The organism is Blautia sp. AF32-4BH (genome assembly GCF_003460565.1).
GTDB lineage: Bacteria > Bacillota > Clostridia > Lachnospirales > Lachnospiraceae > Fusicatenibacter > Fusicatenibacter saccharivorans.
On sequence record NZ_QTVL01000001.1, the window covers coordinates 242153 to 264724 of the forward strand.

Consider the following 22572-nt stretch of genomic DNA (forward strand, 5'->3'; position numbering starts at 1 on the left):
GATGAAAACGATATGGAATAATTTTAAAGTGGCGTTTGCCATGTACTCGAAAATCCCGATGCCGCCGGCAGACTGGGAAAAAGAGAACATGAAATATGCGTTGTGTTTCTTTCCGTGGGTCGGACTGGCTGTCGGTGCAGTTTCGGCGGTGCTTTTCTGGCTGCTGCAGCAGATTGGCGCGGGAAGCATGCTGCGGGCTGCAGTGCTGACGGCAGTTCCGGTTCTGGTGACGGGCGGCATTCACCTCGACGGCTATCTGGATACGATGGATGCGTTAAGTTCCTGGAGAGAAAAACAGCGCCGACTGGAAATCTTAAAAGACCCGCACGCCGGAGCATTTGCGATTATTATGGGATGTCTGTATTTTGTACTGTACGCGGGCGCAGCCGGAGAACTTGTCTGGAAGATTTTTCCGGCGTATGCATTTGGCTTCGCAGTTTCGAGATCGTTCAGCGGTCTTTCGATCGCGTTTTTTCCAAATGCCAATCCGAAAGGAACAGCGGCAGCGTTTGGCATGAGCGCAGAGAAAAAAAGAACGGCGGCGGTGCTTGTTGTGACGATTTTTGCCGTGACGGCGCTCTCAGCTTCGTTCTGCGTCTGGGCGGCACTGGATGTACTGGTTGTATCGGCACTGGTATTCTGTTATTATAAATGGAAAAGCAGTAAGTATTTTGGAGGAATTACAGGAGATCTCGCAGGCTATTTCCTTTCGCTCTGTGAGCTGGCACAGCTCCTGTCTCTTGTGGTACTTTCTCTTGGAATGGAGAACTGGAAATGAAATTAGTAATTGGAGGGGCTTTTCAGGGAAAGCTTGACTTTGCAAAGAAGATGACCGGAAAAGAAACAGGATGGGCCGATGGGGCAGCAGTTTCGAAAGAGGAGCTGTCGGCATGTTCCGGCGTATATGATTTTCAGGAACTGGTCCGCAGATGGCTCCTTCTGGAAGAGGAGACCGGGACTGCACCGGAAGCAGAACTGGAAGAACTGCTGCAGAAAAATCCGGAAATCTGCATTGTTACGAATGAACTCGGTTACGGAGTGGTTCCGATCGAACCCTTCGACCGGAAATGGCGGGAAAAGACGGGGCGCATCTGTACGGAGCTGGCAGCAAAGGCTGATTCGGTAACCCGTGTGGTGTGCGGAATCGGAATCCTGCTGAAAGGTGAGGAAAAACATGATTAAAATTGCAATGATCCGCCATGGAAAAACCTATGGCAATACATTAGGACGGTATATCGGCGTGACGGATGAACCACTGTGTGAGGAAGGGAAAAAAGAGCTGGAACAGCGGACGATGGATACCGTTGAGCTTCTGTTCGTCAGCCCGCTGAAACGGTGTCTGGAAACGGCAGACATTCTGTATCCGTATGCCAAACAGGTCAAAATCCCGGAATTTGCAGAGTGCAATTTTGGTGAGTTTGAGAACAAAAATTATCAGGAATTAAAAGATAATCCGAAATACCAGGAGTGGATTGATTCCATGGCGACGCTTGCCTTTCCGGGCGGTGAGAGCCCGCAGCAGTTCAAGGACCGCTGCATCGCCGGCTTTGACAAGATGGTGGATACGTGTATCCGCCGCCATTACCGTAACGTGGCGATGGTGGTGCACGGAGGCACGATCATGAGTATCCTTGAGCAGTACGGCGTGCCACAGAAGAGTTACTATGACTGGCGAGTAGAAAACGGCTGTGGATATCATCTGTATCTCTCGGAGCAGAACTGGAAAATGGGCCGCAGAGAAGCTGTGGTGGAATCGGAGATAAGGCGGTAAACAAAAATGGTGACAGCAGAATGCCATGCCCATATTTTTATGGACGGTGTGGATTACAAAAAGGCGGCGGCAGCGCATGAAAACGGCCCGCGGGAGGATCTGATCCGGGAACATCTGGCGGCGTATCAGAAGGCAGGGATTTCCTATGTGCGTGACGGCGGAGATCCGTACGGGGCGGGTGTTCTTGCACGGAGCCTTGCGCCGGAGTACGGGATCACATACCGCACACCGGTTTTTGCGATTCACAGGGCGGGCCGTTATGGAAAAATTGTCGGACGCGCATTTTCAGACGGGAAAGAGTATTGCGCGCTTGTGCGTGAAGTACGCCGTGCGGGCGGAGATTTTATCAAGATCATGACGACGGGAATCCTGGATTTCGCGACAAAGGGGCATGTGACCAGTGAGCCGCTTTCCAGGGAAGAGGTTTTTGCAATGACAGCTGCGGCGCATGATGCGGGGCTTTCTGTGATGGCGCATGTGAACGGCGCACAGGCTGTGATGGATGCGGCAGAGGCAGGCGTGGACTCGGTTGAGCACGGGAACTTTCAGAATGAAGAGAGCATCTGCTGTATGGCAGAGCATGCAACAATCTGGGTGCCGACAATTGTGACGGTTTCGAATCTTCTGGAGAACGGCAGATATCCGGCTGAAACGCTGGCGTGGATTTTTGAGACGCAGAAAAAAGGTCTGCAGCTCGCATTTGAAAAGGACGTTGTGCTTGCGGCGGGAAGTGATGCCGGCGCATACGGCGTACTTCACGGAAAAGGAATCCGGGAAGAAGAGAGTGTAATGCGAAAAATCCTTGGGGCAGAAAATGGGCAGGAGCTGGAAAAGCGGCTTGCGTTTGGAGAAAAAAAGATCCGGGAAAAGTTCTGAAAATTTTCTGCGTTTCAGGCTTTAGAAAAAATTTAGAATTAAACGGGCAGACAATGCTTGCGCTTTCGCCCGGACTATGGTAAGTTTAAATCACTTTTACAAGAACTTTAGAGAAAATGAAACAGGGATATTCTGAGACAGAGGGTAAATGCTATCCTCTGTTTTTTGCGTGCAAAAATGACAGTCTGGATGTCCGCATCGACGGAAGGGAGCAAATGAAAGCAAAAGGAAAACTGGGGCTGCAGGGCTTTCTTTCCTTCCTTTTTCTGGCGGCGGGATGGTATCTGATGCAGTATTTCTGCGCCTATGTCGTACTGTCCGGGTCCATGGAACCGGAGATCCCGACGGGATCTGTTGTGGTTGTGGATGGACGGAAGAAGGAATGGAATCCGGGGGATGTGATTACCTACCGGAGAGGAAATATGGTGGTGACACACCGGATCGTGGAAAAGAGCGAGGAAGGATACTGTACTAAGGGGGATGCCAACGCGGAGGAAGATGCAGGCATCGTTTTGGAAAAACAGGTGATCGGGAATGTGATCGTAGCTCTTCCCTGGCTTGGCTTTGGTATCGTCTGGCTCCGGCAGAGAGGAACACTCTTTTTTCTGGCCGTGGGAGCGGTGATGCTTTTTACAATCCGGCAGCTTTGGCACGGTAGAAAAATCATGCAGGAAAACAAGTTATAAAAAGAATTAGCAAAATTATTTAGGAAAACAGGAGGAATTGATCTATGAAAAAACAGCGGAAAATCGTATTCTGGGCAGCATCACTGCTTCTGACAGGAGCCCTGGCAGCGGGCGGAACACTGGCGTATCTGACGGATAAGGATTCTGTGACGAACCAGTTTGTTGTGGGAAAAGTAGATATCGAAGGAAATGAACCATCGTACGCACCAGATCCGGACGGAAAGACCAATCATATCGTGCCGACCCAGGTGATTCCGAAGGACCCGCGTATCAAAAATAAAGGTAAAAATGATTCTTACGTTTATATGGATGTTTCCATACCAATCGCAAAAGTGATCGTTGCAGATACATCCGGAAACCGTTTAAACGGCGGGGCAGCCGTCGATACGGAACTGTTTTCGATGAATCAGCTTTCGAAAAAATGGGTGCTGATGTACAAGAAAAAACAGAACAATTCGATGGTATATACATATCTCTACAATGAAGTGCTCGCAGCTGGCAAAGCGACGGATCCTTTATTTACGAGCGTGACAGCAGCTAATATCGTGGAAGGGCAGCTGGATGAAAAAGAGGTCGATATTCCGATCAATTATTATGCAATCCAGGCGCTGAATACCGGTGAGGGAAGTACGGCTGCCGAGCGGGCAGCAAAGGCCTGGGAGAAGTATGTAAATCAGAATAATGGGCAGAAGGGGCAGGTAACGGCACCGCAGTCGGAGCCGGAACAGACAGAAGCACCTGGAATTTAAGCAGTTTTCTGGGGGACAAAAGATGAAGAAAAAGACGAAACGGCTGTTTTTCCTTGCGGGTGCGGCCGGGTGTACGATGGCGGCAGCCATTTGGCTGCTGCCGGGAACTTCGGCGTATTTTACAGATCACGAGAGTGTCTGGAATCGTATGGTGTTCGGACATAATACAAGTACTATCGATGAAGAATTTCCGACACCGACGCCCGTACCGCCAGGGAAAAGTGTGGTAAAGAGAGTAAAAATCAGAAATGAAGGTTCCGTTGCCTGCTATATTCGAGCGGCACTTATATTCAGTGAACCAATTGAAGTGATTGAGGGACTTGATACGGAAAACTGGGTAAAAGGAGAAGATGACTACTATTATTACAAAAAACCGGTTTCAGAAGGCGAAAGCACGACGGAATTGTTTACCGGAATCCGCGTTGCAAAAGAAATGGAACAGAAAGAACTTGAGGTTTCGGTCTATGAGGAATCGGTGCAGATCCAGAAGGGGAATATGGTATTTCACGGCTATCGGGAGGCATGGGATGCTTATGAGAGAGGTGGTCAGACATGAAAGGAAAACGCGTCAGGATCGGATGTGCGGCGGCAAGTCTTCTGATGGGAATCAGCGGAACGTATGCATATTACCGGAGCAGTGTTGAGACCATTAACAAAATAGCTGTCGGAGATGTAAATATTGGAATCTGGGAATATGAGGAAGACGGGGATGGAGAAAAGAAGTATGAGGGACCGGAAAACGGCATTGTACTGCCTTCCCAGGTGATTTCAAAAATTCCGCGGATCACCAATTATGCTGAACCATGCTATGTCCGGGTAAAGCCTGTGTTTGATGAGGAAGAAACGCAGGATTACCGTCTGGGGGAAGAGGACCTTGGGGGAATCGAGGACGTCTGGCTGAAAGCAGGAGAGTATTATTATTATCCAAAAGTGCTGGGAAAGCAGGAATCTGTCGATTTTTTCCGTACAATCACCATTCCATCTGCGTGGACCAGTGAGGCGGAGGGACAGGTGCTGTCCGTTGAAATCCAGGCGGAGGCCGTACAGGCAGCGAATGTGACGCCGGATTTTACGGCAGAAGCTCCGTGGGGAGAAGAACTGGAAATAGAACAGTGTGTCCACGAGGCGGATAATACCGTTTCGGAGGTTTCGCAGCAGAGCTTCCTCACCGTTTCGTACGAAGGAGCAGCGCGGAATCTGATCTTGGCACCCGACAATTTCTTTCGGAACTTTCCAGTGCTGATGCCGGGAGATGAATGGGAAGATACGTTCACACTGGTGAACACGACAGCAAGCCGTGCAGAATTTTTTCTGCGGACGGAACTTCCGGAAGAACTCAGTGAAGCAGAAAAAGAACTGCTTTCCAAGGTGAAACTGGAAATACGAGAGGGAGACAGCGTGATTTATGAAGGTGATTTAGAGAGTGAGGGACTATGGGCAGCAAAAAGTCTTGGAATATGCAGTCCAGATGAACGGAAAGAAATCTGTTTTTCAATCCGTGTGCCGTCAGAACTTGGAAATGAATGGGCACTTCGGAAAAGCGGGGTAAAATGGATTTTTTCTGTCGAAGGAGAAGATCTGCCGCAGGAAGAAGGCCCCTCTATCTGGCACAGCGCGCCAAAAACAGGTCTGCGCGATCCGTCAGCAGCGGTCCCCATTGGAATTGCCGTGACAGGAGCCTTCCTGTTTCTTGCCGCGGGCCGGTCTGAAAGGAGGAAAGAATGAAAAGAGCAAAGAAAAGCTTCTGGTTTCTCGCAGGAATTCTGCTGTTGTTGGGATTTTGTTTTCGGGAAGATGTTCTGGCTTCGAGTCTTACGAGTCTTCCTTCTCTTTCGAAAGCCGGAATCGGAGAAGTTGTATCATCGGACTCTGTTATTGACGGCCGATATGATTTTACCCCGCTGATCGGAAGTGAGACAAAAATCCGTTTTGGAAGTACAGATGGAAGTACCTGGGACAATCTGTTCTGCAAAAACGGAGAGAGCCATTCGAAATGCTGTTCCACATGGTGGCCGGCGGCCGATGTGAAGGGATGGAGTAATCTCCGTTCCTTCACGCCGCTGGAGTCGAAAAAAGGAAAAATGTATGCGGAATATACGAATGTTGGAGAGTGCCACGGGGAAAATGTAACGATGCGGATCTGGCTGGAAGACTGGCAGAACACGGTTGTACCATCAGGGTATGAGGACGTGGATGCGGTAGTCGTGGCGATTGACCACAATAAGCCGGTCATTGATATTAAAGGTCTGCTCTGGATCAAGGTACGGTTTGCTTATTACGACAGTAAAGGAAATCCGCTGAATGTGAAAGGATATTTTACACTTTCAGATCTGGACTTTAAGCAGGGCTTTTATCTGGCTGATGAGACAGAACATATCTATCTGACGAAGGAGGCAGATGCCAGAATCGTCTACGATGCCAGAACAGAAGCGATCTGGTCGGCAAGACGCGGCTCTGAGCCGGACGGTGGAACAACTCCGGAAAATTCGGAAGGCTGGGTTACAGTTACCTTTGAAGGAAATTCCCAGACGATGATTTTCTATGATGGAGGCACTAACGACGCGGTAACTGGTCCCGGCGGCGGAGTGAAAGCACCGAAAAAATGGCCGGATAATTTTGTAAACGATACTTCCAGTACGTACAACAACTGGCATGGAGCATCCCGGGAAACGGGAATAACTGTTGTGCCGTGGAATACTTCGGAATTTGGTTACACAGCGAACGTTCCCTGTCATCTGTCGAAAGTAGGAGATCTTGTAGTGAAAAAAATGGATGCAGAGACAAAAGAAGCTCTTTCGGGTGCAGAATTTACCGTGTACCGCTGGAAAAACAACACCTGGAGTGAATTCAAAAAGATGAACTGGGTGAAAAAAACGGGTTCTTATCTGCTGGAGGGAATTCTGGATACAGACAGTGAAAATGGAAAATTCCGTGTTGTGGAGACAAAGAATCCAGCTGGTTATGCAGGAAGCTGGGAGCAGGAATTTTCCATTGACAAGGAAGGCATGCAGACGATCCATCTGGAGGCAGAAAACACAAGAAAAACAGGCTCACTGAAGATAAAAAAGACGGAAGAAAACTCAGGGAAAGTACTTTCTGGTGCAACATATCAGGTGATTGCGAGCGGAGCAATTACAACGGTAAACGGAACAGTGCTGTTTCCGGATCAGGCGGTAGCAGCTGTGCTGAAAACGGATGAAAATGGAGAGGCGTTCAAAAACGGGCTGGAGTACGGAACGTATCTTGTGCGGGAAACGGCGGCTCCAAATGGATATGTGCTGGATCCGACGGAAAAGAAAATAACGATCGGGGAACAAAACGCACAGATCACACTGACGTTTACAAACTGGAAGAACCGTTTTGTTCTGCAGAAAGTAAGTCAGGGAGACGGAAAAGTGCTTCAGGGAGCAGCCTTTCATATCTGGACGAAAGATGGAAGTTTTGATGAGACAAAAAAGACGGATGCAAATGGAAAAATTGAGCTGACGGGACTTTTGGACGGTGTCTGGTACTATCAGGAGACAGCATCTCCGGAGGGCTTTCTGCTGGACAGCACATGCCGGGAATTTGTGGTAGAAAACGGAAAAATTGACGGTAAATCGGAACTGTCGGTGACGGTCGAAAATGATGGAACACATCTGACAATTGAAAAAATAGATGCAGAGAGCGGAAAACGAATTTCCGGCGCAAAGCTGGTATTAAAAGATATGGATGGAAACCGTGTGGACAGCTGGATTTCAGGAGGAAGCGGCCCGCATGAACTGGAAAAATTAAAGCCGGGTTCTTATGTCCTTGTGGAGGAGGCCGCGCCGGATGGATACCTTGCGGCAGAACCGGTTTCGTTTGTGCTGGAGGCAAAACAGGAAGTGCAGACCGTGACGATGAAGGATCTTGCATGTGAAACCTTGACGATTACAAAGAAGATTAAGGCGGATGAGATTACATGGGCGCATGGAAATCCAACGTTTCTGTTTTCCGTGAAGGGAAAGGATCTGTATGGAAAAGAACATACATACCAATGCTATCTTACGTTTACAAAAACACAGGTGGAGAAAACGACAGATCAGGACGGCTACACGGAACAGTCGGTACAGATCCGGGGAATTCCGGCAGGAAACGATTACCGGGTACAGGAGAAGAAGGTGCTGCGGTATTCGCTTATGCAGGTGACAGGTACGAAGAATGTTACCGTGAAAAAACTAGAAGAGCCGGCATATGGAAAAGATCCTGCGCGCGTCTTTTCGGTATCGGTAAATCTTTGCGGACATCCCAAAGAAAGTGAGGTTGTATTTGAAAATCAGAAATACCGCTGGGATGATTATGGACACAACAGTATTGTAAAAAACCGGATTCCGGTTGAATAACAAAACGGAAAAACATTCCACCATCGGTTCGGGTGGTGGAATGAAAACAAAATGGAGAGAGAAAAAATCAGCAGAAAAAGAAGAGGGATTGCAGTTCTGACATTGGCGGCGCTTTTTTTCTGGTATCTGCCGCAGATTCAGGTAAGCCGGCAGATTCGAAAAGAACAGGAAGAAGCGGTGGAGATGTATGTCAGAGAAGAAAAAGAAGAGAACAAAGAGGAAAACGAAAAAAGCGAAGAAGTGCAGGAGCAGGAACCGGGCAGTACAGATCAAAATCTGTTTCGGACAATTGATTTTACAGGACTTCGATCAAAAAATAGAGAAATCTGCGCGTGGCTCTGGATTCCGGGCTGCGCCTTAGATGTTCCGGTTGCGCACGGGCAGGATAACGCATATTATCTGACACACGATGCGTTTTGCAGGGAGCGGATTTACGGCAGTATTTTTGCACCGTGTGATACACCAGAGGATTTTTCTGAACGTCACACGATTTTATATGGGCATAATATGCGGGATGGAACGATGTTCGGAGGATTGAAAAAGTATCGTGAGGCGTCGTGGGAACAGGAATTTCCGTATCTGTACCTGTATTTGCCGGGTGAAGCATGGCAGTGCCGTATTTGGAGTGTGGAGGAGACGGATGCCAAAAGTGATGTTTACCGGCTGGGAGCATGGAGCGATGCGGACTGGAATGCATGGGTACAGGAAAGAAAAGAAAACAGCATTATCTTTGGCAGCGGTGAGGAAAAGAAAGTTCAAAAGATACTTACCCTTTCCACCTGCATTGGTGACGGCAGCAGTTCACAGAGACTGGCTGTACATGCGGCGGTGGAGATGATTTTTGCAACAAAATCTGGAAGGGAAGAGGGTTCTGTGCTAGAATAAGACAGAATCAAAAGACTTATGATACAGAGCAGGAAAAAGGATGGCGATAAGACATGAAAGAACTGTACACGGCAGCAGGAATTTTTGTTGTTCTGATACTGCTGGGAGTTTGGATGGTACAGAATAACAGAAATGAACAGGAAAAGAAGCTGGTACAACTGCGGAAGAAATGGGGAAAAAAGCAGGAGAAACGGACGGCACGGGAAAAGAAAGAAAAACTGGAAGCGTGTCTGAGACGAAAAGCAGGGGAAAACTTCTGCGTGGACGCGATTACCTGGAATGACCTGGATCTCGATGCGGTTTTTGACACAGTCGACCACACAGTGTCGGTGTGCGGGGAAGAATATCTGTACACGGCGCTTCGGATGCCGGTCACAACAACAGAAATCAGGGAAGAGCGGGAACGGCTGATGAAGCTTTTTGCAGAGAACCAAAAAGCCAGAGAAGCAGTGCAGAAAGCACTTCTTTTGATGGGAAAAGAAAAGATGAATCCGCCGACAGAAGAAATAGCCGTACTGATGGAGGCGGAGCCTGGAGAGAAGGGGAAATATCTTCTGATGGCCGGTATTGCTGTGCTTGGAATTGGACTGCTGTTTGTACTGCCTCCGCTGGGTGTGGCTGTTCTGTTTGCTTCTATGGTCGGCAACGGACTGATGCATGGAAGGGAGAGCAAAAAGCTGGAGAGTGCATTAAAAGCGTTTGGCTGTATCCTGCGGCTGCAGCGGACAGCCAGGGAACTTGGAAAAGAAAAAATTTCCGGACTGGAAATGTATCAGAAGCGTCTGGAAGAACAGGAAAAACAACTCCGTCCGATTACAAGAAAATGCAGAACACTTGTGAATACGAAAGAATCGCAGGGCGGTGCAGCAAACATGATTTTTGCATACTTTCATACGTTCTTTCTGCTGGATCTGATCGAGTATTCTTCGGTTGTTTCCGGAGTGAAATCGTATGAAAAAGCGATTCTGCAGATGGCAGAGGATCTTGGACTCCTGGACTTTGCACTGTCTGCAGCATCGTACCGGGAGAGCCTTTCGTATTACTGCCGGCCGGAATTCCTGGATGAGAAAAAGGCGGGCTGTCGGATCGATGTGGAGGAGCTTTATCATCCGCTTCTGACACATCCGGTGGCAAACAGTTTGTATGCGGAGGGCGGAATTCTGCTGACCGGCTCGAATGCGTCGGGAAAATCCACATTTATGAAAAACATGGCAGTGAATGCGATTCTGGCGCAGGCACTGAACACGAGTCTTTCGAAGCGGTACCGCGGTGTTGTGTGCCGGATCATGACATCCATGGCACTCCGCGATAATCTGGCACAGGGAGAGAGTTACTTTGTTGTGGAAGCAAAATCTTTAAAACGGATTCTGGAGGCAAGCCGGGAAAAAACACCGCTTCTGTGCGTCATTGATGAGGTGCTGCGGGGAACAAACACGACGGAGCGGATTGCAGCGTCAGAGAGTGTGCTTGCTGCCCTGCGCCGTGCAAATGTGCTCTGTCTTGCAGCAACACATGATACTGAACTGACGTATCTGCTGGAAGATCTCTATACCAATTATCATTTTGAAGAGCAGATTACCGCGCAGAGTATTTCTTTCCCGTATCGCCTGGAACAGGGGCCGGCAAGAGGAAAGAATGCGATTGCGCTGCTTGGAAATATGGGAATTGATGAAAAAATTGTAAAACAGGCAGAAAGAAGAGCTGCGGAGTTTGAAACAACAGGAAGCTGGGAAAAGAATAAGTTTCTGAGATAGAAAAACAGCCGGGAAAAATTGATCTTTTTTGAAAAAATATGCGAAAATGGTTCAGCATTTTTTCATTGTGTGTTATGATAAAACAGATCGCGTGATCTGGCAGAAAAACCGCCGGATCTGTTAAGGAGAAAAACATGAGCAGGACAGGCTTGGAAGATGCATATATTATGCGCGGCAGCAAGAAACTCCGCATGGGATATACGACGGGTTCCTGCGCTGCAGCGGCAGCGCGGGGAGCGGCGTTTATGCTGCTTTCCGGGAAAGAAATACAGGAAGTGAAAATCCATACGCCAAAGGGCATTGTTCTGAATCTGGAATTGCTGGATATCCGGAGAAGTGCCGAAAAAGTAAGCTGTGCCGTCCGAAAAGACGGCGGGGATGATCCGGATGTGACAGATAAAGCATTGATTTACGCGGAAGTGACGTTTGGAACAGAAGAGGGAATTGTAATCGATGGAGGATTCGGCGTCGGGCGTGTGACAAAGCCGGGGCTGGATCAGCCGGTCGGAAACGCGGCGATCAACCATGTACCGCGCCAGATGATCCGCGAGAATGTGGAGGAGATTCAGAAAAAACTCGATGATTTCCGCGCACTGCAGGTTATCATCTCCGTACCGGAAGGGGAAGAACTGGCAAAGCATACATTCAATCCGAGACTTGGCATCACCGGCGGCATTTCAATCCTTGGAACGAGCGGGATTGTAGTGCCGATGAGCGAGGAGGCGCTGATTTCCACGATCCGCGTCGAGATGGAAATGCGGAAAGCACAGGGTGACCGCGTCCTTCTGGTGACACCGGGAAATTACGGACAGGACTTCTTAAAAACGTATCCGTGGGTCCGTGCAGACCATTCCGTTAAGTGCAGTAATTACGTCGGAAAAACACTGGAATTTGCAGCTGAGCTCGGCTTTGACGCCATCCTTTTTGTGGCACATCTTGGAAAATTTGTCAAGGTGTCCGGCGGAATTATGAATACCCATTCCCACGAGGCAGACTGCCGTGCGGAGCTTCTTACGGCGCAGGCGGTGCGTGCAGGGGCGGATCTTGCACTGGCAAAAAAACTGCTGGAGACCGGAACGACGGAAGAAGCGGTGCAGATTTTAAAGGAAGCAGGATGCCTGAAAGAGACCATGGAAAAAGTGACAGAAAAAATTGCTTTTTACATGAATTACCATATTGAGGGCAGAGTGCAGACGGAGGCGATTGTTTTTTCAAGCAATGAGGGCCTGCTTGGGGAAACCCCGGGAGCGGGAGAACTTCTGGAGCGCCTGCGGGAGCAGGAAGAAAAAGAAAACAGAAAAGAGTAAAAACAAAATGACAGGAATTTTATTTGGAACAGGAATCGGACCGGGAGACCCGGAGCTTATGACGTTAAAGGCCGTCCGTCTGATCTGGGAAAATGATACGATTGCAGTACCAGGAGAGAAACCGGAAGAGAGCATTGCCTACCAGATTGCTGTTCAGGCAGTGCCGGAACTGGCAGAAAAAGAGCTCGTTGCTATTCCAATGCCGATGACAAAGAATGCCAAAGAACTGGAGGAAAATCACCGGCGCGGTGCAGAAAAAATAGAGGAGCTGCTGGATGCAGGAAAAAACGTAGTATTTCTGACACTCGGAGATCCAACCGTGTATTCTACCTACCTTTATGTACACAGACGGGTACTGGAAGACGGTTACGATGCGAGAATTGTAAGCGGTGTTACATCGTTCTGCGCGGCAGCAGCATCTCTTTCCGAGGGACTGGTGGAAAATTCCGAAGAACTGCATGTGATTCCGGCGTCTTATCAGATTGAAGATGCACTGGAACTTTCAGGAACAAAGGTTCTGATGAAAGCGGGTAAAAAGATGCCGGCTGTGAAACAGTTCCTGAAGGAAAAGAACTGCCGGGCGGTGATGGTAGAAAACTGCGGCATGGATACGGAACAGAAGTATTTCAGCGCGGAAGAAATCCCGGACCAGGCAAGTTACTATTCACTGATTATTGTAAAAGAAAAGAGGAAAAAATAGATGGTACATTTTATTGGAGCGGGCCCCGGAGCCCCGGATCTGATTACGGTAAGAGGACAGAAGCTGCTTGGTGAGGCGGACATTATCATTTATGCAGGTTCTCTTGTCAATCCGGCACTGCTGGATCTGAAAAAAGAGGGCTGTGTGGTATATAACAGTGCAACCATGACGCTGGAGCAGGTGATTGATGTTATGAAAGAGGCCGAAAGCAAAGGTCAGACTGTGGCAAGACTCCACACGGGAGATCCGTGCCTGTACGGTGCAATCCGCGAACAGATTGATGCGCTCGATGCCCTTGGAATCGCTCACGATGACTGTCCGGGTGTCAGCTCTTTCTGCGGAGCGGCTGCTGCCCTTGAAATGGAATATACGCTGCCGGATATCTCCCAGAGTGTTGTCATCACCAGAATGGCCGGAAGAACACCGGTTCCGGAGCGGGAGAGCATTGCGTCTTTTGCGGCACATCAGGCAACGATGGTTGTATTCTTAAGCACGGGACTCTTAGAGGAACTTTCCCGTGAGCTGATTGCAGGCGGCTATACGGCAGATACTCCGGCAGCGATTGTTTACAAAGCAACCTGGCCGGAGGAGAAGACGTTCGTCTGCACCGTTGGAACACTTGCCGAGACGGCGAAAAAGAACCAGATCACCAAGACAGCGCTGATGATCATCGGAAATGCCGTTTCCCAGGGAAATTACCGCAGAAGTGATCTGTACAATCCGGCGTTTACCACCGAATTCCGAGAGGCAGAACAATAAGATGAAAATAGCCATAGCAAGTTTTACAAGAAACGGATGCGCCTGGAATCGAAAACTCTGTGCGGCACTGAAAAAACACAGCTGTGAAGGATATGCACTGGAAAAGTACGGGAAAGAAGCGGGAATTCCTGCGATTGCACCGTCGCTTCCTGCATGGACAGAGCGCATGTTTCAGAAAATGGATGCGATTTTGTTTATCGGGGCGTGCGGGATTGCGGTGCGCAGTATTGCACCGTACGTGAAAAGTAAAAAGACAGATCCGGCGGTTCTGTGTATGGATGAACAGGGAAAGTTTGTGATTTCATTACTTTCCGGCCATATCGGCGGAGCAAACGAGCTGACGGAAGAAGTTGCAGCTGTAACGGGTGCGGTTCCGGTCATTACAACGGCAACGGATGTCAATCACAAGTTTGCGGTCGATGTCTTTGCTGTAAAAAATCATTGTGAAATTTGTGAGATGGAGCTGGCAAAAGAGGCAGCGGCGCTTCTGGTGGACGGAAAAACGGTTGGATTCTGCAGCCGTTTTCCGGTGGATGGAACAAAACCGGAGGAACTGATCCCGGAAGAGGCGGCAAAACCGTCGATGGGAATCTGCATTACCACATCGGAAGAGGATTCGCCATATGAGAGAACACTTCACCTGATCCCGAAGGTGATCGCCGTCGGCATCGGCTGTAAGAAGAATACACCGGCCGGCCGGATTGAAGAAAAGGTTCTTGCGGCACTTGCGGCGGCCGGGATTTCTCCAAAAGCAGTTCGACAGGCGGCAAGTATTGATCTGAAAGCGCAGGAGCCGGGAATTCTGCAGCTGGTGGAAAAGTATGGCTGGCAGTACCGGACCTTTTCTGCAGAAGAACTGGAAACGGCGGAGGGGGAATTTACGCCGTCTCCGTTTGTGAAGAAGATTACAGGAATTGACAATGTCTGTGAGCGCAGCGCAGTTCTCGCCGGCGGCAGACTGATAAAGAAAAAAAAGGCAGCGGACGGTGTAACAGTTGCACTGGCTGCGGCGGACTGGAGGGCAGTATTTTGAGTACAATTTTTGTCGTGGGCATCGGCCCCGGAGCATATGAAAAAATGACGATCGAGGCGGCGGATGCGCTGCGGAACTGCGATGTGATCATCGGCTATACCGTCTATGTGGATCTGGTAAAAGAACATTTTGCAGGAAAAGAATTTCTGACGACGCCGATGCGGAAAGAGGTGGAGCGCTGCCGTCTGGCATTTGAAACTGCGGCAGAGGGAAAACAGGTTGCTATGATCTGCAGCGGAGATGCCGGCGTTTACGGTATGGCAGGTCTGATGTATGAGCTTTCGGAAGAATGGCCTGATATTGAAATTAAGGTAATTCCAGGCGTGACCGCCGCAACGGGAGGCGCTGCCGTTCTTGGTGCACCGTTGATCCACGATTTCGCCCTGATCAGCCTGAGCGATCTTCTGACACCGTGGGAGAAAATTGAAAAACGTCTTCTGCTGGCATCGGAAGCGGATTTTGTCATCTGTCTTTATAACCCGGGAAGCCATAAGAGAGCGGATTATCTGGAAAAAGCGTGTGATCTGATGCTTCGTTACAAAGCGCCGGAAACCGTCTGCGGAATCGTAAGCCAGATCGGAAGAGACGGGGAGACGAGCCGGACCATGACGCTTGCAGAACTTCGCAATACAAAAGTGGATATGTTTACGACGGTATTTATCGGAAACAGTCAGACAAAGGAAATCCGGGATCACATGGTAACGCCGAGGGGATATCGCTATGAATAAAGTAATCGTCTTTGCCGGAACGACGGAAGGCCGGGAAATCTGCAGTTTTCTGAAGAAATATGAGATTGCATCCCTTGCCTGTACGGCGACAGAATACGGCAAGTGCCGGATCGAGGAGGGCGGTGCCCTGACGGTTCGAAGCGGAAGACTGACAGAAGAAGAGATGGAACAGCTTTTTGGCGAAGAACAGCCGGAAATGGTTATCGATGCAACCCATCCGTATGCCGATCTTGTGTCGGAAAATATCCGGTCTGCATGTGAAAAAGCAGGAAAAACGTATCTTCGGCTGCTGCGGCCGTCGCTTGCGGCAGATCCATCCTGCGTCATGGTCGATACGACAGAAGAAGCGGTATCGTATCTGGCGGGTACAGAGGGAGAGATTCTGGTGACAACAGGAAGCAAGGAACTCGCAAAATTTGCAGAGCTTCCGGATTATAAAAACCGTGTGTATGCCCGGGTGCTGCCGTTGCCAGGCGTAATTGCATCCTGCGCGGAACTTGGATTTGATGCCGCACATACCATAGGCATGCAGGGACCGTTTTCTATGGACATGAACGTTGCAATGCTGCAGTCGTTCCATGCCGAATGGATGGTAACGAAGGAATCCGGAAGAAACGGCGGCTTTGAAGAAAAAATTGAGGCAGCAAAAAAGGCCGGTGTCCGTGTCGTTCTGATCGGCCGTCCGAAAGAGGAAGAAGGACTCTCGGAGGACGAGGTCAAGCGGTATCTCGTTGAAAGATTTGATCTGTCCGTGAAACGGGACGTCGTGATCGCCGGAATCGGACCTGGTGCAGAAGCGCAGATGACGCTGGCGCTCGTAGACGCGTGTGAGCAGGCGGATGTGCTGATCGGTGCGGGACGCATGACAAAAGCAGTAGAAAAATATCAGAAGCCAATGCTTGCAGAATACAGCCCGGAAAAGATTTACGAGTATCTGAAGGCGCACCCGGAATATGAAAAGATTGTTCTTCTGCAGTCGGGTGATGTCGGCTTTTACAGCGGAGCAAAGAAACTTCAGGCCGTCCTTGCGGAAGATGCGGATTTTTCTGTCCGTGTAGAGCCGGGAATTTCTTCGCTGGTTTATTTCTGTGCCAAAATCGGAGTGTCCTGGGAGGATGCAGCATTTGTGAGCCTGCACGGACAGCACTGCAACTTTCTGGAGACGGTCCGCCGAAACCGGAAAACTCTGGCGATCGCCGGCGGAAAGGGCAGTGTCAGGGAAATCTGCCAGACGTTAAGTTCGTACGGCTGGGAGCAGATTGTGCTGCATGTGGGAACGGATCTGTCGTATCCGGAAGAACAGATTGTGACAGGAACCCCATTCGAACTTGCTAAAATGGAGTTTGCTCCGCTTGCGGTTCTTCTGTTTGAAAACCCGAATCCGGAACCAGAGTTTACAGCCGGCATGGCAGATGAAGTATTTCTGCGTGACAAAGTACCGATGACCAAGCGGGAAGTGCGCAATGCGTCTCTTTCTCATCTGCAGCTTTCTTCGAATTCTGTTGTCTATGATATTGGATCGGGCACAGGTTCTGTTTCGATTGAGATGGCGCTTCGTGCAGCACAGGGAAAGGTATATGCGATAGAAAAAAATCCGGCAGCCGTTGCACTTCTGCAGGAAAATAAAAAGAAATTTGCAGTGGATCATCTGGAAATTATTGAGGGAACTGCACCGGAAGCACTCGAAGCACTCCCGGTTCCGACGCATGCATTTATCGGCGGGTCTGCCGGAAACTTAAAAGAGATTCTGGAACTGCTCCTGCGGAAGAATCCGAACATCCGCGTGGTATTAAATACAGTAACCGTGGAAACATTAGCGGAGGCAGCATCGTGTTTCAAAAAACTTGCGTTTGAAGAGCCGGAAATCGTCTGCCTGCAGGCTTCCAATGCGAAAAAGGCCGGAAGAAGCCATCTGATGATTGCCCAGAATCCGGTTTATATCTTTACAGCCCAGGGAGGTGCCAAAGAATGAAAGCACCAAGAATCATGCTGGCAGCAGGAAGGAGCGGAAGCGGGAAAACGATGATCACCTGCGGACTGCTCCGTGCACTGCAGCAGATGGGAAAGCAGCCCGCAGCGTTTAAATGCGGCCCGGATTATATCGATCCGATGTTTCACGAACAGGTAATCGGCGCCCCGTCGTGTAATCTGGATCCGTTTTTCACAGAGGAAGAAACAACACAGTATCTGTTCTGCAAACATGCAGCGGGTCATGACATTTCCGTATTGGAAGGCGTTATGGGGTATTACGACGGTCTTGGCGGAATTTCTACCAAAGGCAGCGCCTACGATCTCGCCGGTATGACAAAAACGCCGGTTCTTCTGGTTGTCGATGCCAAAGGCATGAGCGTTTCAGCGCTTGCCTTTATCAAGGGATACCTGCAGTACAAAGAGGACAGCCGGATCGCCGGTGTAATCTTTAACCGGATGTCAGAGATGCTGTACCGGGAGATCGCGCCGATGGCGGAAAAAGAACTTGGCATTTCCTGTGTCGGCTTTGTGCCGGAACTGAAGGAATGCCACTTAGAAAGCCGCCACCTCGGCCTTGTGATGCCGGATGAGGTGGAAAATCTGCAGGAGCAGGTCAATCTGCTTGCAGAAACACTGCAGAAGACACTGGATTTTGAAAAAATTCTTGCGATTGCAGAAGGGGCAGAAGAGCTCTCGGGAAAAATGCCGGAAGTCCTGCGTAAGGTGACAGAAAGCGAAGTAGCCGCCAAGGTGCGTGTTGCGAAGCCGATTCTTGCCGTTGCAAAGGATGAAGCATTTTGTTTCTTTTATCGGGATAATCTGGAGCTTCTCGCGTCACTTGGAGCCAAAATCGAATATTTTTCGCCGCTTTCCGATGCGGAGCCGCCAAAGAATACAGACGGATTTCTGTTCTGCGGCGGCTACCCGGAGCTGCACGCAGAAGAGCTTTCGGAAAACCAGACCATGAGAACGAAGATCCGCGATAACATCCGTCAGGGAATGCCGGTTCTTGCAGAATGCGGCGGTTATATGTACCTGTCAGAATCCATGGAGGATATGGATGGAAATGTGTATCCTATGGTACAGGCTGTTCCGGGAAATGTTTACCGGACAAAAAAGCTGGGAAGATTCGGCTATATCACCCTCACGCCAAACACGAAAGATACCTTTCGGAACGGCGGAAATCCGGTGCGCGGCCATGAGTTCCATTACTTTGACAGCACAGATTGCGGAAGTGCATGGCATGCGGCAAAACCGCTGCGGAAGCGGAACTGGGAATGCATTCATGCGACAAAACGGATGATGGCGGGATTCCCGCATCTTTACTATATGGCAAGTCCGCACCTCGCACTGGAATTTCTGGAGCAGTGTGTTTCTTACCGGAAAGAACAGGAGAAAACAAGATGAAAACAGCATTAGCAGCCCTGATTGTGGGCTATGGATTGGACCTGCTGCTTGGAGATCCCTCCTTTTTGTACCATCCGATCCGTGTGATCGGAAATCTCATTGCCCTGCTGGAAAAATGGCTGCGGAAGGTATTTCCGAAAACGCCAAAGGGAGAGCTTGCCGGAGGAGTTTTTCTCGTGATCCTCGTCTGTCTGGCGGGATACGGTGTTCCGGCACTGCTGCTCTTTGCGGCATTTAAAATTCATCCGGTCATCGGCTTCCTTCTGGAGGTTCTCTGGTGCTGGCAGATTCCGGCAACGAAATGCCTGAAGGATGAGAGCATGAAGGTCTATCAGAAATTAAAAGAAAACGATCTTCCGGGGGCGCGCTATGCGGTTTCCATGATCGTAGGACGTGATACGAAAAATCTTTCGGAAACAGGAGTGACGAAAGCTGCCGTGGAAACGATCGCGGAGAATACGTCGGACGGTGTCATTGCACCGCTCCTCTTTCTTGCCCTCGGCGGACCGGCATTAGGCTTTCTGTATAAGTCCATCAATACCATGGATTCCATGGTGGGATACAAAAATGACAAATATCTGTATTTTGGACGGTGTGCGGCAAAGCTGGACGATGTCGTCAATTACATACCGGCGAGAATCAGCGCATGGCTGATGATTCTTGCGTCTGCATGCGAGCGCATGAACTGGAAAAATGCAGAAAAAATTTACAAACGCGACCGTTACTGCCACGCCAGCCCAAATTCTGCGCAGACAGAAGCAGTTATGGCAGGGGCGCTGGAAGTACAGCTTGCCGGAGATGCCGTGTATTTCGGCAAAGTCGTAAAGAAACCAACGATCGGCGATGACATCCGCCCGGTCGAGGCGGAAGATATCAAAAGAGCAAATCATTTGATGTATCTGACCTCGTTCCTCGGACTGGTGTTCTTTGCGGGAATCCGCGCGCTCTTTTTATTTCTGTAAAAAGAGAAGATAGAAACACAACGGAAAAGAGAAAGGAAGGCATATGGTATGAGACAAAATCCACATGGAGGAGACATTTACACGAAAAAATGCAGAGTCGATTTTTCTGTGAATGTCAATCCTCTTGGAGCTCCGGAAAGTGTGAAAGAGGCGGTGAGAAAGAGCGCGGAATCGGTGGAACAGTATCCTGACGCACTGTGCCGGGACCTGACCCGGGCACTGTCGGAAAAGGAGCAGCTTCCAGAAGAAAATATCCTGTTTGCAAACGGCGCCGCGGAGCTTATTTTTGCCCTGACACAGGCTCTCCGCCCGAAAAAAGCGCTGATTGCAGCGCCGGGATTTGCAGAGTATGAAGCAGCACTTTCAGCGGCAGGGTGTTTTATCCGTATGTATCCGCTGCAAAAGGAAAAAGGCTTTCTTTTACAGGACGATTTCTGCGATGATCTGACCGACGATCTGGATCTTGTTTTTTTATGTAATCCAAATAATCCAACCGGCCTTACGATTCCGCAGGAGCTTCTTTTAAAGATCCTGGATAACTGCCGGGAGCGTAACATCTATCTGGTGCTGGATGAGTGTTTCATAGAATTTCTGCCGGAGCCGGAAAAAGTGACGATGCAGGGAAAACTGGACGAATATCCGAATCTGCTGATTCTGCGTGCGTTCACAAAGATTTACGCAATGCCGGGCCTGCGTCTTGGCTATCTGCTCTGCAGCGACGAGGATCTGCTGGATCGGATCAGCCGCAGCATGCAGTCGTGGAATGTTTCGACTCCGGCGCAGATGGCAGGCCTTGCCGCCCTGAACGAGGATGCTTACGTCAAAGAAGCACGGGAACTGATCGGAAAAGAACGCGCCTGGATGAAAGCAGAACTGGAAAAAGCAGGTCTTACCGTATGGGATTCCTGTGCAAATTATCTGTTCTTTGAGGGACCGAAAGGACTTGCCGCACGGCTGGAAAAAGGCGGCATTCTGATCCGCGACTGTTCCAACTACCCGGGCCTTGCCGACGGATATTACCGTGCAGCCGTACGCACACATGAAGAAAACCAGATTCTGACAGAAGCCGTTTCACAGATTCTGCAGTGGTTTTAGGAGGAAAAACGATGGCGAAAGTAATTATGATACAGGGAACGATGTCAAATGCGGGAAAGAGTCTGCTTGCGGCGGGCTTATGCCGGATTTTCCATCAGGACGGATACCGTGTAGCGCCGTTCAAATCACAGAATATGGCGCTGAATTCGTTTATTACGAGAGAAGGCCTTGAGATGGGACGTGCACAGGTCATGCAGGCGGAAGCGGCCGGGATCGAACCGTCCGTTTTGATGAACCCGATTCTGTTAAAGCCGACGAATGACACCGGTTCGCAGGTGATTGTAAACGGTGAGGTACTGGGAAACATGAGTGCGCGGGAATATTTTTCCCACAAAAAAGAGCTGATCCCGGACATCATGAAAGCGTACCATGCACTGGAAGAACAGTATGATATCATTGTGATCGAGGGAGCCGGAAGTCCGGCGGAGATCAACCTGAAAGCCGATGATATCGTCAATATGGGAATGGCAAAGCTTGTGGATGCACCGGTGCTCCTCGTCGGAGATATTGACCGCGGCGGCGTTTTTGCTCAGCTTTACGGTACCGTAGAGCTTTTAGAGCCGGATGAGCGCGACCGCATCAAGGGTCTGATTATCAACAAATTCCGCGGGGACAAAACCATCCTGGACCCGGGCGTTGTGATGCTGGAAGAAAAAACACACATCCCGGTGGTCGGCGTGGCGCCGTATCTCCACATCGAAGTGGAAGACGAGGACAGTCTGACCGAGCGATTCACCAGAAAAGAGGAGATCGGTCTCATTGACCTTGCGGTCATCCGTCTCCCGCGTATTTCAAACTTCACCGATTTCAACCCGTTCGAGCGGATCGAAGGCGTATCACTCCGCTACGTAAGCTCTGTCTCCGAACTGAAAAATCCGGATATGATTCTGCTTCCTGGAACGAAAAACACGATGGAGGATCTGCTCTGGATGCGTCAGAATGGTCTGGAAGCGGCCGTACTGAAGGCGGCTGCGGCCGGAAAAGTAATTTTCGGTGTCTGCGGCGGCTTCCAGATGCTCGGAGATACGCTGAGCGATCCGCTGCATGTCGAAGCCGGCGGAACGATCAAAGGAATGGGACTCCTGCCGATGGATACCGTATTTGCCGGTGAGAAGACGAGAACCCGCGCGGAGGGCGCTTTTGGAAAAACAGAAGGCGTTCTTGCCGGGATCGAGAGAACCCGGATCGAGGGCTATGAAATCCATATGGGAGAAACGGTGCGGAAAGAAGAAACAGAAGCATTCACGTTCATCGATGATCAGAACCGTGCTGATTCGGATAAGCTGGACGGTGCACAGAAAGGAAATGTGTACGGTACGTATGTGCACGGCATTTTCGACAAAGAAGAAGTTGCCGAGCGGATCGTGGAAGCACTTGCAAAGAATAAGGGAATTGCCATGGAGCAGATTCACGGTGTCGATTACCAGACATTCAAAGAGACACAGTACGATATTCTCGCAGATGCGCTGCGCGAGCATCTCGACATGAAGAAGATTTATCAAATTCTGGAAGAAGGGGCATAAAG

Annotated in this window: 21 protein-coding genes; all 21 read left to right on the top strand. The window is 49.7% G+C overall.

The features are described from left to right. The first annotated feature begins 1 nt into the window (after position 1). The 21 genes from DWZ44_RS01155 (at position 2) to DWZ44_RS01255 (ending at position 22570) form a co-directional block, all read left to right on the top strand. Positions 2–778, top strand: a complete 777-nt coding sequence (locus DWZ44_RS01155; RefSeq protein WP_055226435.1) for an adenosylcobinamide-GDP ribazoletransferase — start codon at positions 2–4, stop codon at positions 776–778. Next, positions 775–1182 carry a bifunctional adenosylcobinamide kinase/adenosylcobinamide-phosphate guanylyltransferase gene (locus DWZ44_RS01160; protein ID WP_022462293.1) on the top strand — a complete coding sequence of 136 codons (408 nt, stop codon included), beginning with the start codon at positions 775–777 and terminating at the stop codon, positions 1180–1182. Before DWZ44_RS01155 ends, DWZ44_RS01160 begins: the two co-directional genes overlap by 4 nt. Then, the gene (locus DWZ44_RS01165; protein ID WP_022462294.1) at positions 1175–1771 is read left to right on the top strand and encodes a histidine phosphatase family protein; all 597 of its coding nucleotides are present in this window, start codon (positions 1175–1177) and stop codon (positions 1769–1771) included. Before DWZ44_RS01160 ends, DWZ44_RS01165 begins: the two co-directional genes overlap by 8 nt. 6 nt (positions 1772–1777) lie before the next feature. Continuing rightward, positions 1778–2647, top strand: a complete 870-nt coding sequence (locus DWZ44_RS01170) for an amidohydrolase family protein (protein ID WP_207741833.1) — start codon at positions 1778–1780, stop codon at positions 2645–2647. Positions 2648–2763: 116 nt separating this feature from the next. After that, positions 2764–3333 (top strand): signal peptidase I, encoded by a 570-nt coding sequence (locus tag DWZ44_RS01175; protein ID WP_117760345.1) that lies wholly within the window; start codon positions 2764–2766, stop codon positions 3331–3333. A 44-nt stretch (positions 3334–3377) separates the two neighbouring features. Then, positions 3378–4082 (top strand): SipW-dependent-type signal peptide-containing protein, encoded by a 705-nt coding sequence (locus DWZ44_RS01180; protein ID WP_117760344.1) that lies wholly within the window; start codon positions 3378–3380, stop codon positions 4080–4082. Positions 4083–4104: 22 nt separating this feature from the next. Continuing rightward, complete coding sequence (locus DWZ44_RS01185; RefSeq protein ID WP_117804057.1) at positions 4105–4638, top strand: hypothetical protein; 534 nt, start codon at positions 4105–4107, stop codon at positions 4636–4638. After that, a complete protein-coding gene (locus DWZ44_RS01190) occupies positions 4635–5807 on the top strand; it encodes a hypothetical protein (protein WP_117509024.1) in 1173 nt (390 codons plus the stop codon). Before DWZ44_RS01185 ends, DWZ44_RS01190 begins: the two co-directional genes overlap by 4 nt. Then, positions 5804–8446: a SpaA isopeptide-forming pilin-related protein gene (locus DWZ44_RS01195; RefSeq protein WP_117804058.1), complete on the top strand. Its 2643-nt coding sequence runs from the start codon at positions 5804–5806 to the stop codon at positions 8444–8446. Before DWZ44_RS01190 ends, DWZ44_RS01195 begins: the two co-directional genes overlap by 4 nt. A gap of 51 nt (positions 8447–8497) precedes the next feature. After that, positions 8498–9331 (top strand): class B sortase, encoded by an 834-nt coding sequence (locus DWZ44_RS01200; RefSeq protein ID WP_117509022.1) that lies wholly within the window; start codon positions 8498–8500, stop codon positions 9329–9331. A 53-nt stretch (positions 9332–9384) separates the two neighbouring features. Then, positions 9385–11085, top strand: a complete 1701-nt coding sequence (locus DWZ44_RS01205) for a MutS-related protein (RefSeq protein ID WP_117509021.1) — start codon at positions 9385–9387, stop codon at positions 11083–11085. A 134-nt stretch (positions 11086–11219) separates the two neighbouring features. Beyond that, entirely contained in the window at positions 11220–12392 is a 1173-nt protein-coding gene (gene cbiD, locus DWZ44_RS01210) for a cobalt-precorrin-5B (C(1))-methyltransferase CbiD (protein WP_055226415.1), read from the top strand. 7 nt (positions 12393–12399) lie between these two features. Continuing rightward, positions 12400–13092, top strand: a complete 693-nt coding sequence (cobI, locus tag DWZ44_RS01215; protein ID WP_117804059.1) for a precorrin-2 C(20)-methyltransferase — start codon at positions 12400–12402, stop codon at positions 13090–13092. After that, positions 13093–13851, top strand: a complete 759-nt coding sequence (cobM, locus tag DWZ44_RS01220; protein WP_117804060.1) for a precorrin-4 C(11)-methyltransferase — start codon at positions 13093–13095, stop codon at positions 13849–13851. Between the two features lies 1 nt (position 13852). After that, a complete protein-coding gene (locus tag DWZ44_RS01225) occupies positions 13853–14884 on the top strand; it encodes a cobalt-precorrin 5A hydrolase (protein WP_117804061.1) in 1032 nt (343 codons plus the stop codon). Beyond that, positions 14881–15612, top strand: a complete 732-nt coding sequence (gene cobJ / locus DWZ44_RS01230) for a precorrin-3B C(17)-methyltransferase (protein ID WP_022462307.1) — start codon at positions 14881–14883, stop codon at positions 15610–15612. Before DWZ44_RS01225 ends, cobJ begins: the two co-directional genes overlap by 4 nt. Beyond that, positions 15605–17584 (top strand): precorrin-6A reductase, encoded by a 1980-nt coding sequence (gene cobK / locus DWZ44_RS01235; protein ID WP_117804062.1) that lies wholly within the window; start codon positions 15605–15607, stop codon positions 17582–17584. Before cobJ ends, cobK begins: the two co-directional genes overlap by 8 nt. Beyond that, positions 17581–18990, top strand: coding sequence for a cobyrinate a,c-diamide synthase (locus DWZ44_RS01240; protein WP_117804063.1), 1410 nt, complete (start codon positions 17581–17583; stop codon positions 18988–18990). The genes cobK and DWZ44_RS01240 overlap by 4 nt, the downstream gene beginning before the upstream one ends. Further along, positions 18987–19952, top strand: a complete 966-nt coding sequence (cbiB, locus tag DWZ44_RS01245) for an adenosylcobinamide-phosphate synthase CbiB (RefSeq protein ID WP_117760334.1) — start codon at positions 18987–18989, stop codon at positions 19950–19952. The genes DWZ44_RS01240 and cbiB overlap by 4 nt, the downstream gene beginning before the upstream one ends. Before the next feature lie 48 nt (positions 19953–20000). Further along, positions 20001–21047 (top strand): threonine-phosphate decarboxylase CobD, encoded by a 1047-nt coding sequence (gene cobD, locus DWZ44_RS01250; RefSeq protein WP_117804064.1) that lies wholly within the window; start codon positions 20001–20003, stop codon positions 21045–21047. A gap of 11 nt (positions 21048–21058) precedes the next feature. After that, positions 21059–22570 (top strand): cobyric acid synthase, encoded by a 1512-nt coding sequence (locus DWZ44_RS01255; protein WP_117804065.1) that lies wholly within the window; start codon positions 21059–21061, stop codon positions 22568–22570. Positions 22571–22572: the final 2 nt, after the last annotated feature.

What these genes read in the sequence shown, in the direction of transcription:
- DWZ44_RS01205 (WP_117509021.1), top strand. Translation starts at nt 9,385, where the DNA reads ATGAAAGAACTGTACACGGCAGCAGGAATTTTTGTTGTTCTGATACTG.
- cobK (WP_117804062.1), top strand. Translation starts at nt 15,605, where the DNA reads ATGAATAAAGTAATCGTCTTTGCCGGAACGACGGAAGGCCGGGAAATC.
- cobI (WP_117804059.1), top strand. Translation starts at nt 12,400, where the DNA reads ATGACAGGAATTTTATTTGGAACAGGAATCGGACCGGGAGACCCGGAG.
- DWZ44_RS01255 (WP_117804065.1), top strand. Translation starts at nt 21,059, where the DNA reads ATGGCGAAAGTAATTATGATACAGGGAACGATGTCAAATGCGGGAAAG.
- DWZ44_RS01180 (WP_117760344.1), top strand. Translation starts at nt 3,378, where the DNA reads ATGAAAAAACAGCGGAAAATCGTATTCTGGGCAGCATCACTGCTTCTG.
- cbiD (WP_055226415.1), top strand. Translation starts at nt 11,220, where the DNA reads ATGAGCAGGACAGGCTTGGAAGATGCATATATTATGCGCGGCAGCAAG.
- DWZ44_RS01240 (WP_117804063.1), top strand. Translation starts at nt 17,581, where the DNA reads ATGAAAGCACCAAGAATCATGCTGGCAGCAGGAAGGAGCGGAAGCGGG.
- DWZ44_RS01225 (WP_117804061.1), top strand. Translation starts at nt 13,853, where the DNA reads ATGAAAATAGCCATAGCAAGTTTTACAAGAAACGGATGCGCCTGGAAT.
- cobM (WP_117804060.1), top strand. Translation starts at nt 13,093, where the DNA reads ATGGTACATTTTATTGGAGCGGGCCCCGGAGCCCCGGATCTGATTACG.
- DWZ44_RS01175 (WP_117760345.1), top strand. Translation starts at nt 2,764, where the DNA reads ATGAAACAGGGATATTCTGAGACAGAGGGTAAATGCTATCCTCTGTTT.
- cbiB (WP_117760334.1), top strand. Translation starts at nt 18,987, where the DNA reads ATGAAAACAGCATTAGCAGCCCTGATTGTGGGCTATGGATTGGACCTG.
- DWZ44_RS01165 (WP_022462294.1), top strand. Translation starts at nt 1,175, where the DNA reads ATGATTAAAATTGCAATGATCCGCCATGGAAAAACCTATGGCAATACA.
- DWZ44_RS01185 (WP_117804057.1), top strand. Translation starts at nt 4,105, where the DNA reads ATGAAGAAAAAGACGAAACGGCTGTTTTTCCTTGCGGGTGCGGCCGGG.
- cobD (WP_117804064.1), top strand. Translation starts at nt 20,001, where the DNA reads ATGAGACAAAATCCACATGGAGGAGACATTTACACGAAAAAATGCAGA.
- DWZ44_RS01170 (WP_207741833.1), top strand. Translation starts at nt 1,778, where the DNA reads ATGGTGACAGCAGAATGCCATGCCCATATTTTTATGGACGGTGTGGAT.
- DWZ44_RS01200 (WP_117509022.1), top strand. Translation starts at nt 8,498, where the DNA reads ATGGAGAGAGAAAAAATCAGCAGAAAAAGAAGAGGGATTGCAGTTCTG.
- DWZ44_RS01190 (WP_117509024.1), top strand. Translation starts at nt 4,635, where the DNA reads ATGAAAGGAAAACGCGTCAGGATCGGATGTGCGGCGGCAAGTCTTCTG.
- DWZ44_RS01195 (WP_117804058.1), top strand. Translation starts at nt 5,804, where the DNA reads ATGAAAAGAGCAAAGAAAAGCTTCTGGTTTCTCGCAGGAATTCTGCTG.
- DWZ44_RS01155 (WP_055226435.1), top strand. Translation starts at nt 2, where the DNA reads ATGAAAACGATATGGAATAATTTTAAAGTGGCGTTTGCCATGTACTCG.
- DWZ44_RS01160 (WP_022462293.1), top strand. Translation starts at nt 775, where the DNA reads ATGAAATTAGTAATTGGAGGGGCTTTTCAGGGAAAGCTTGACTTTGCA.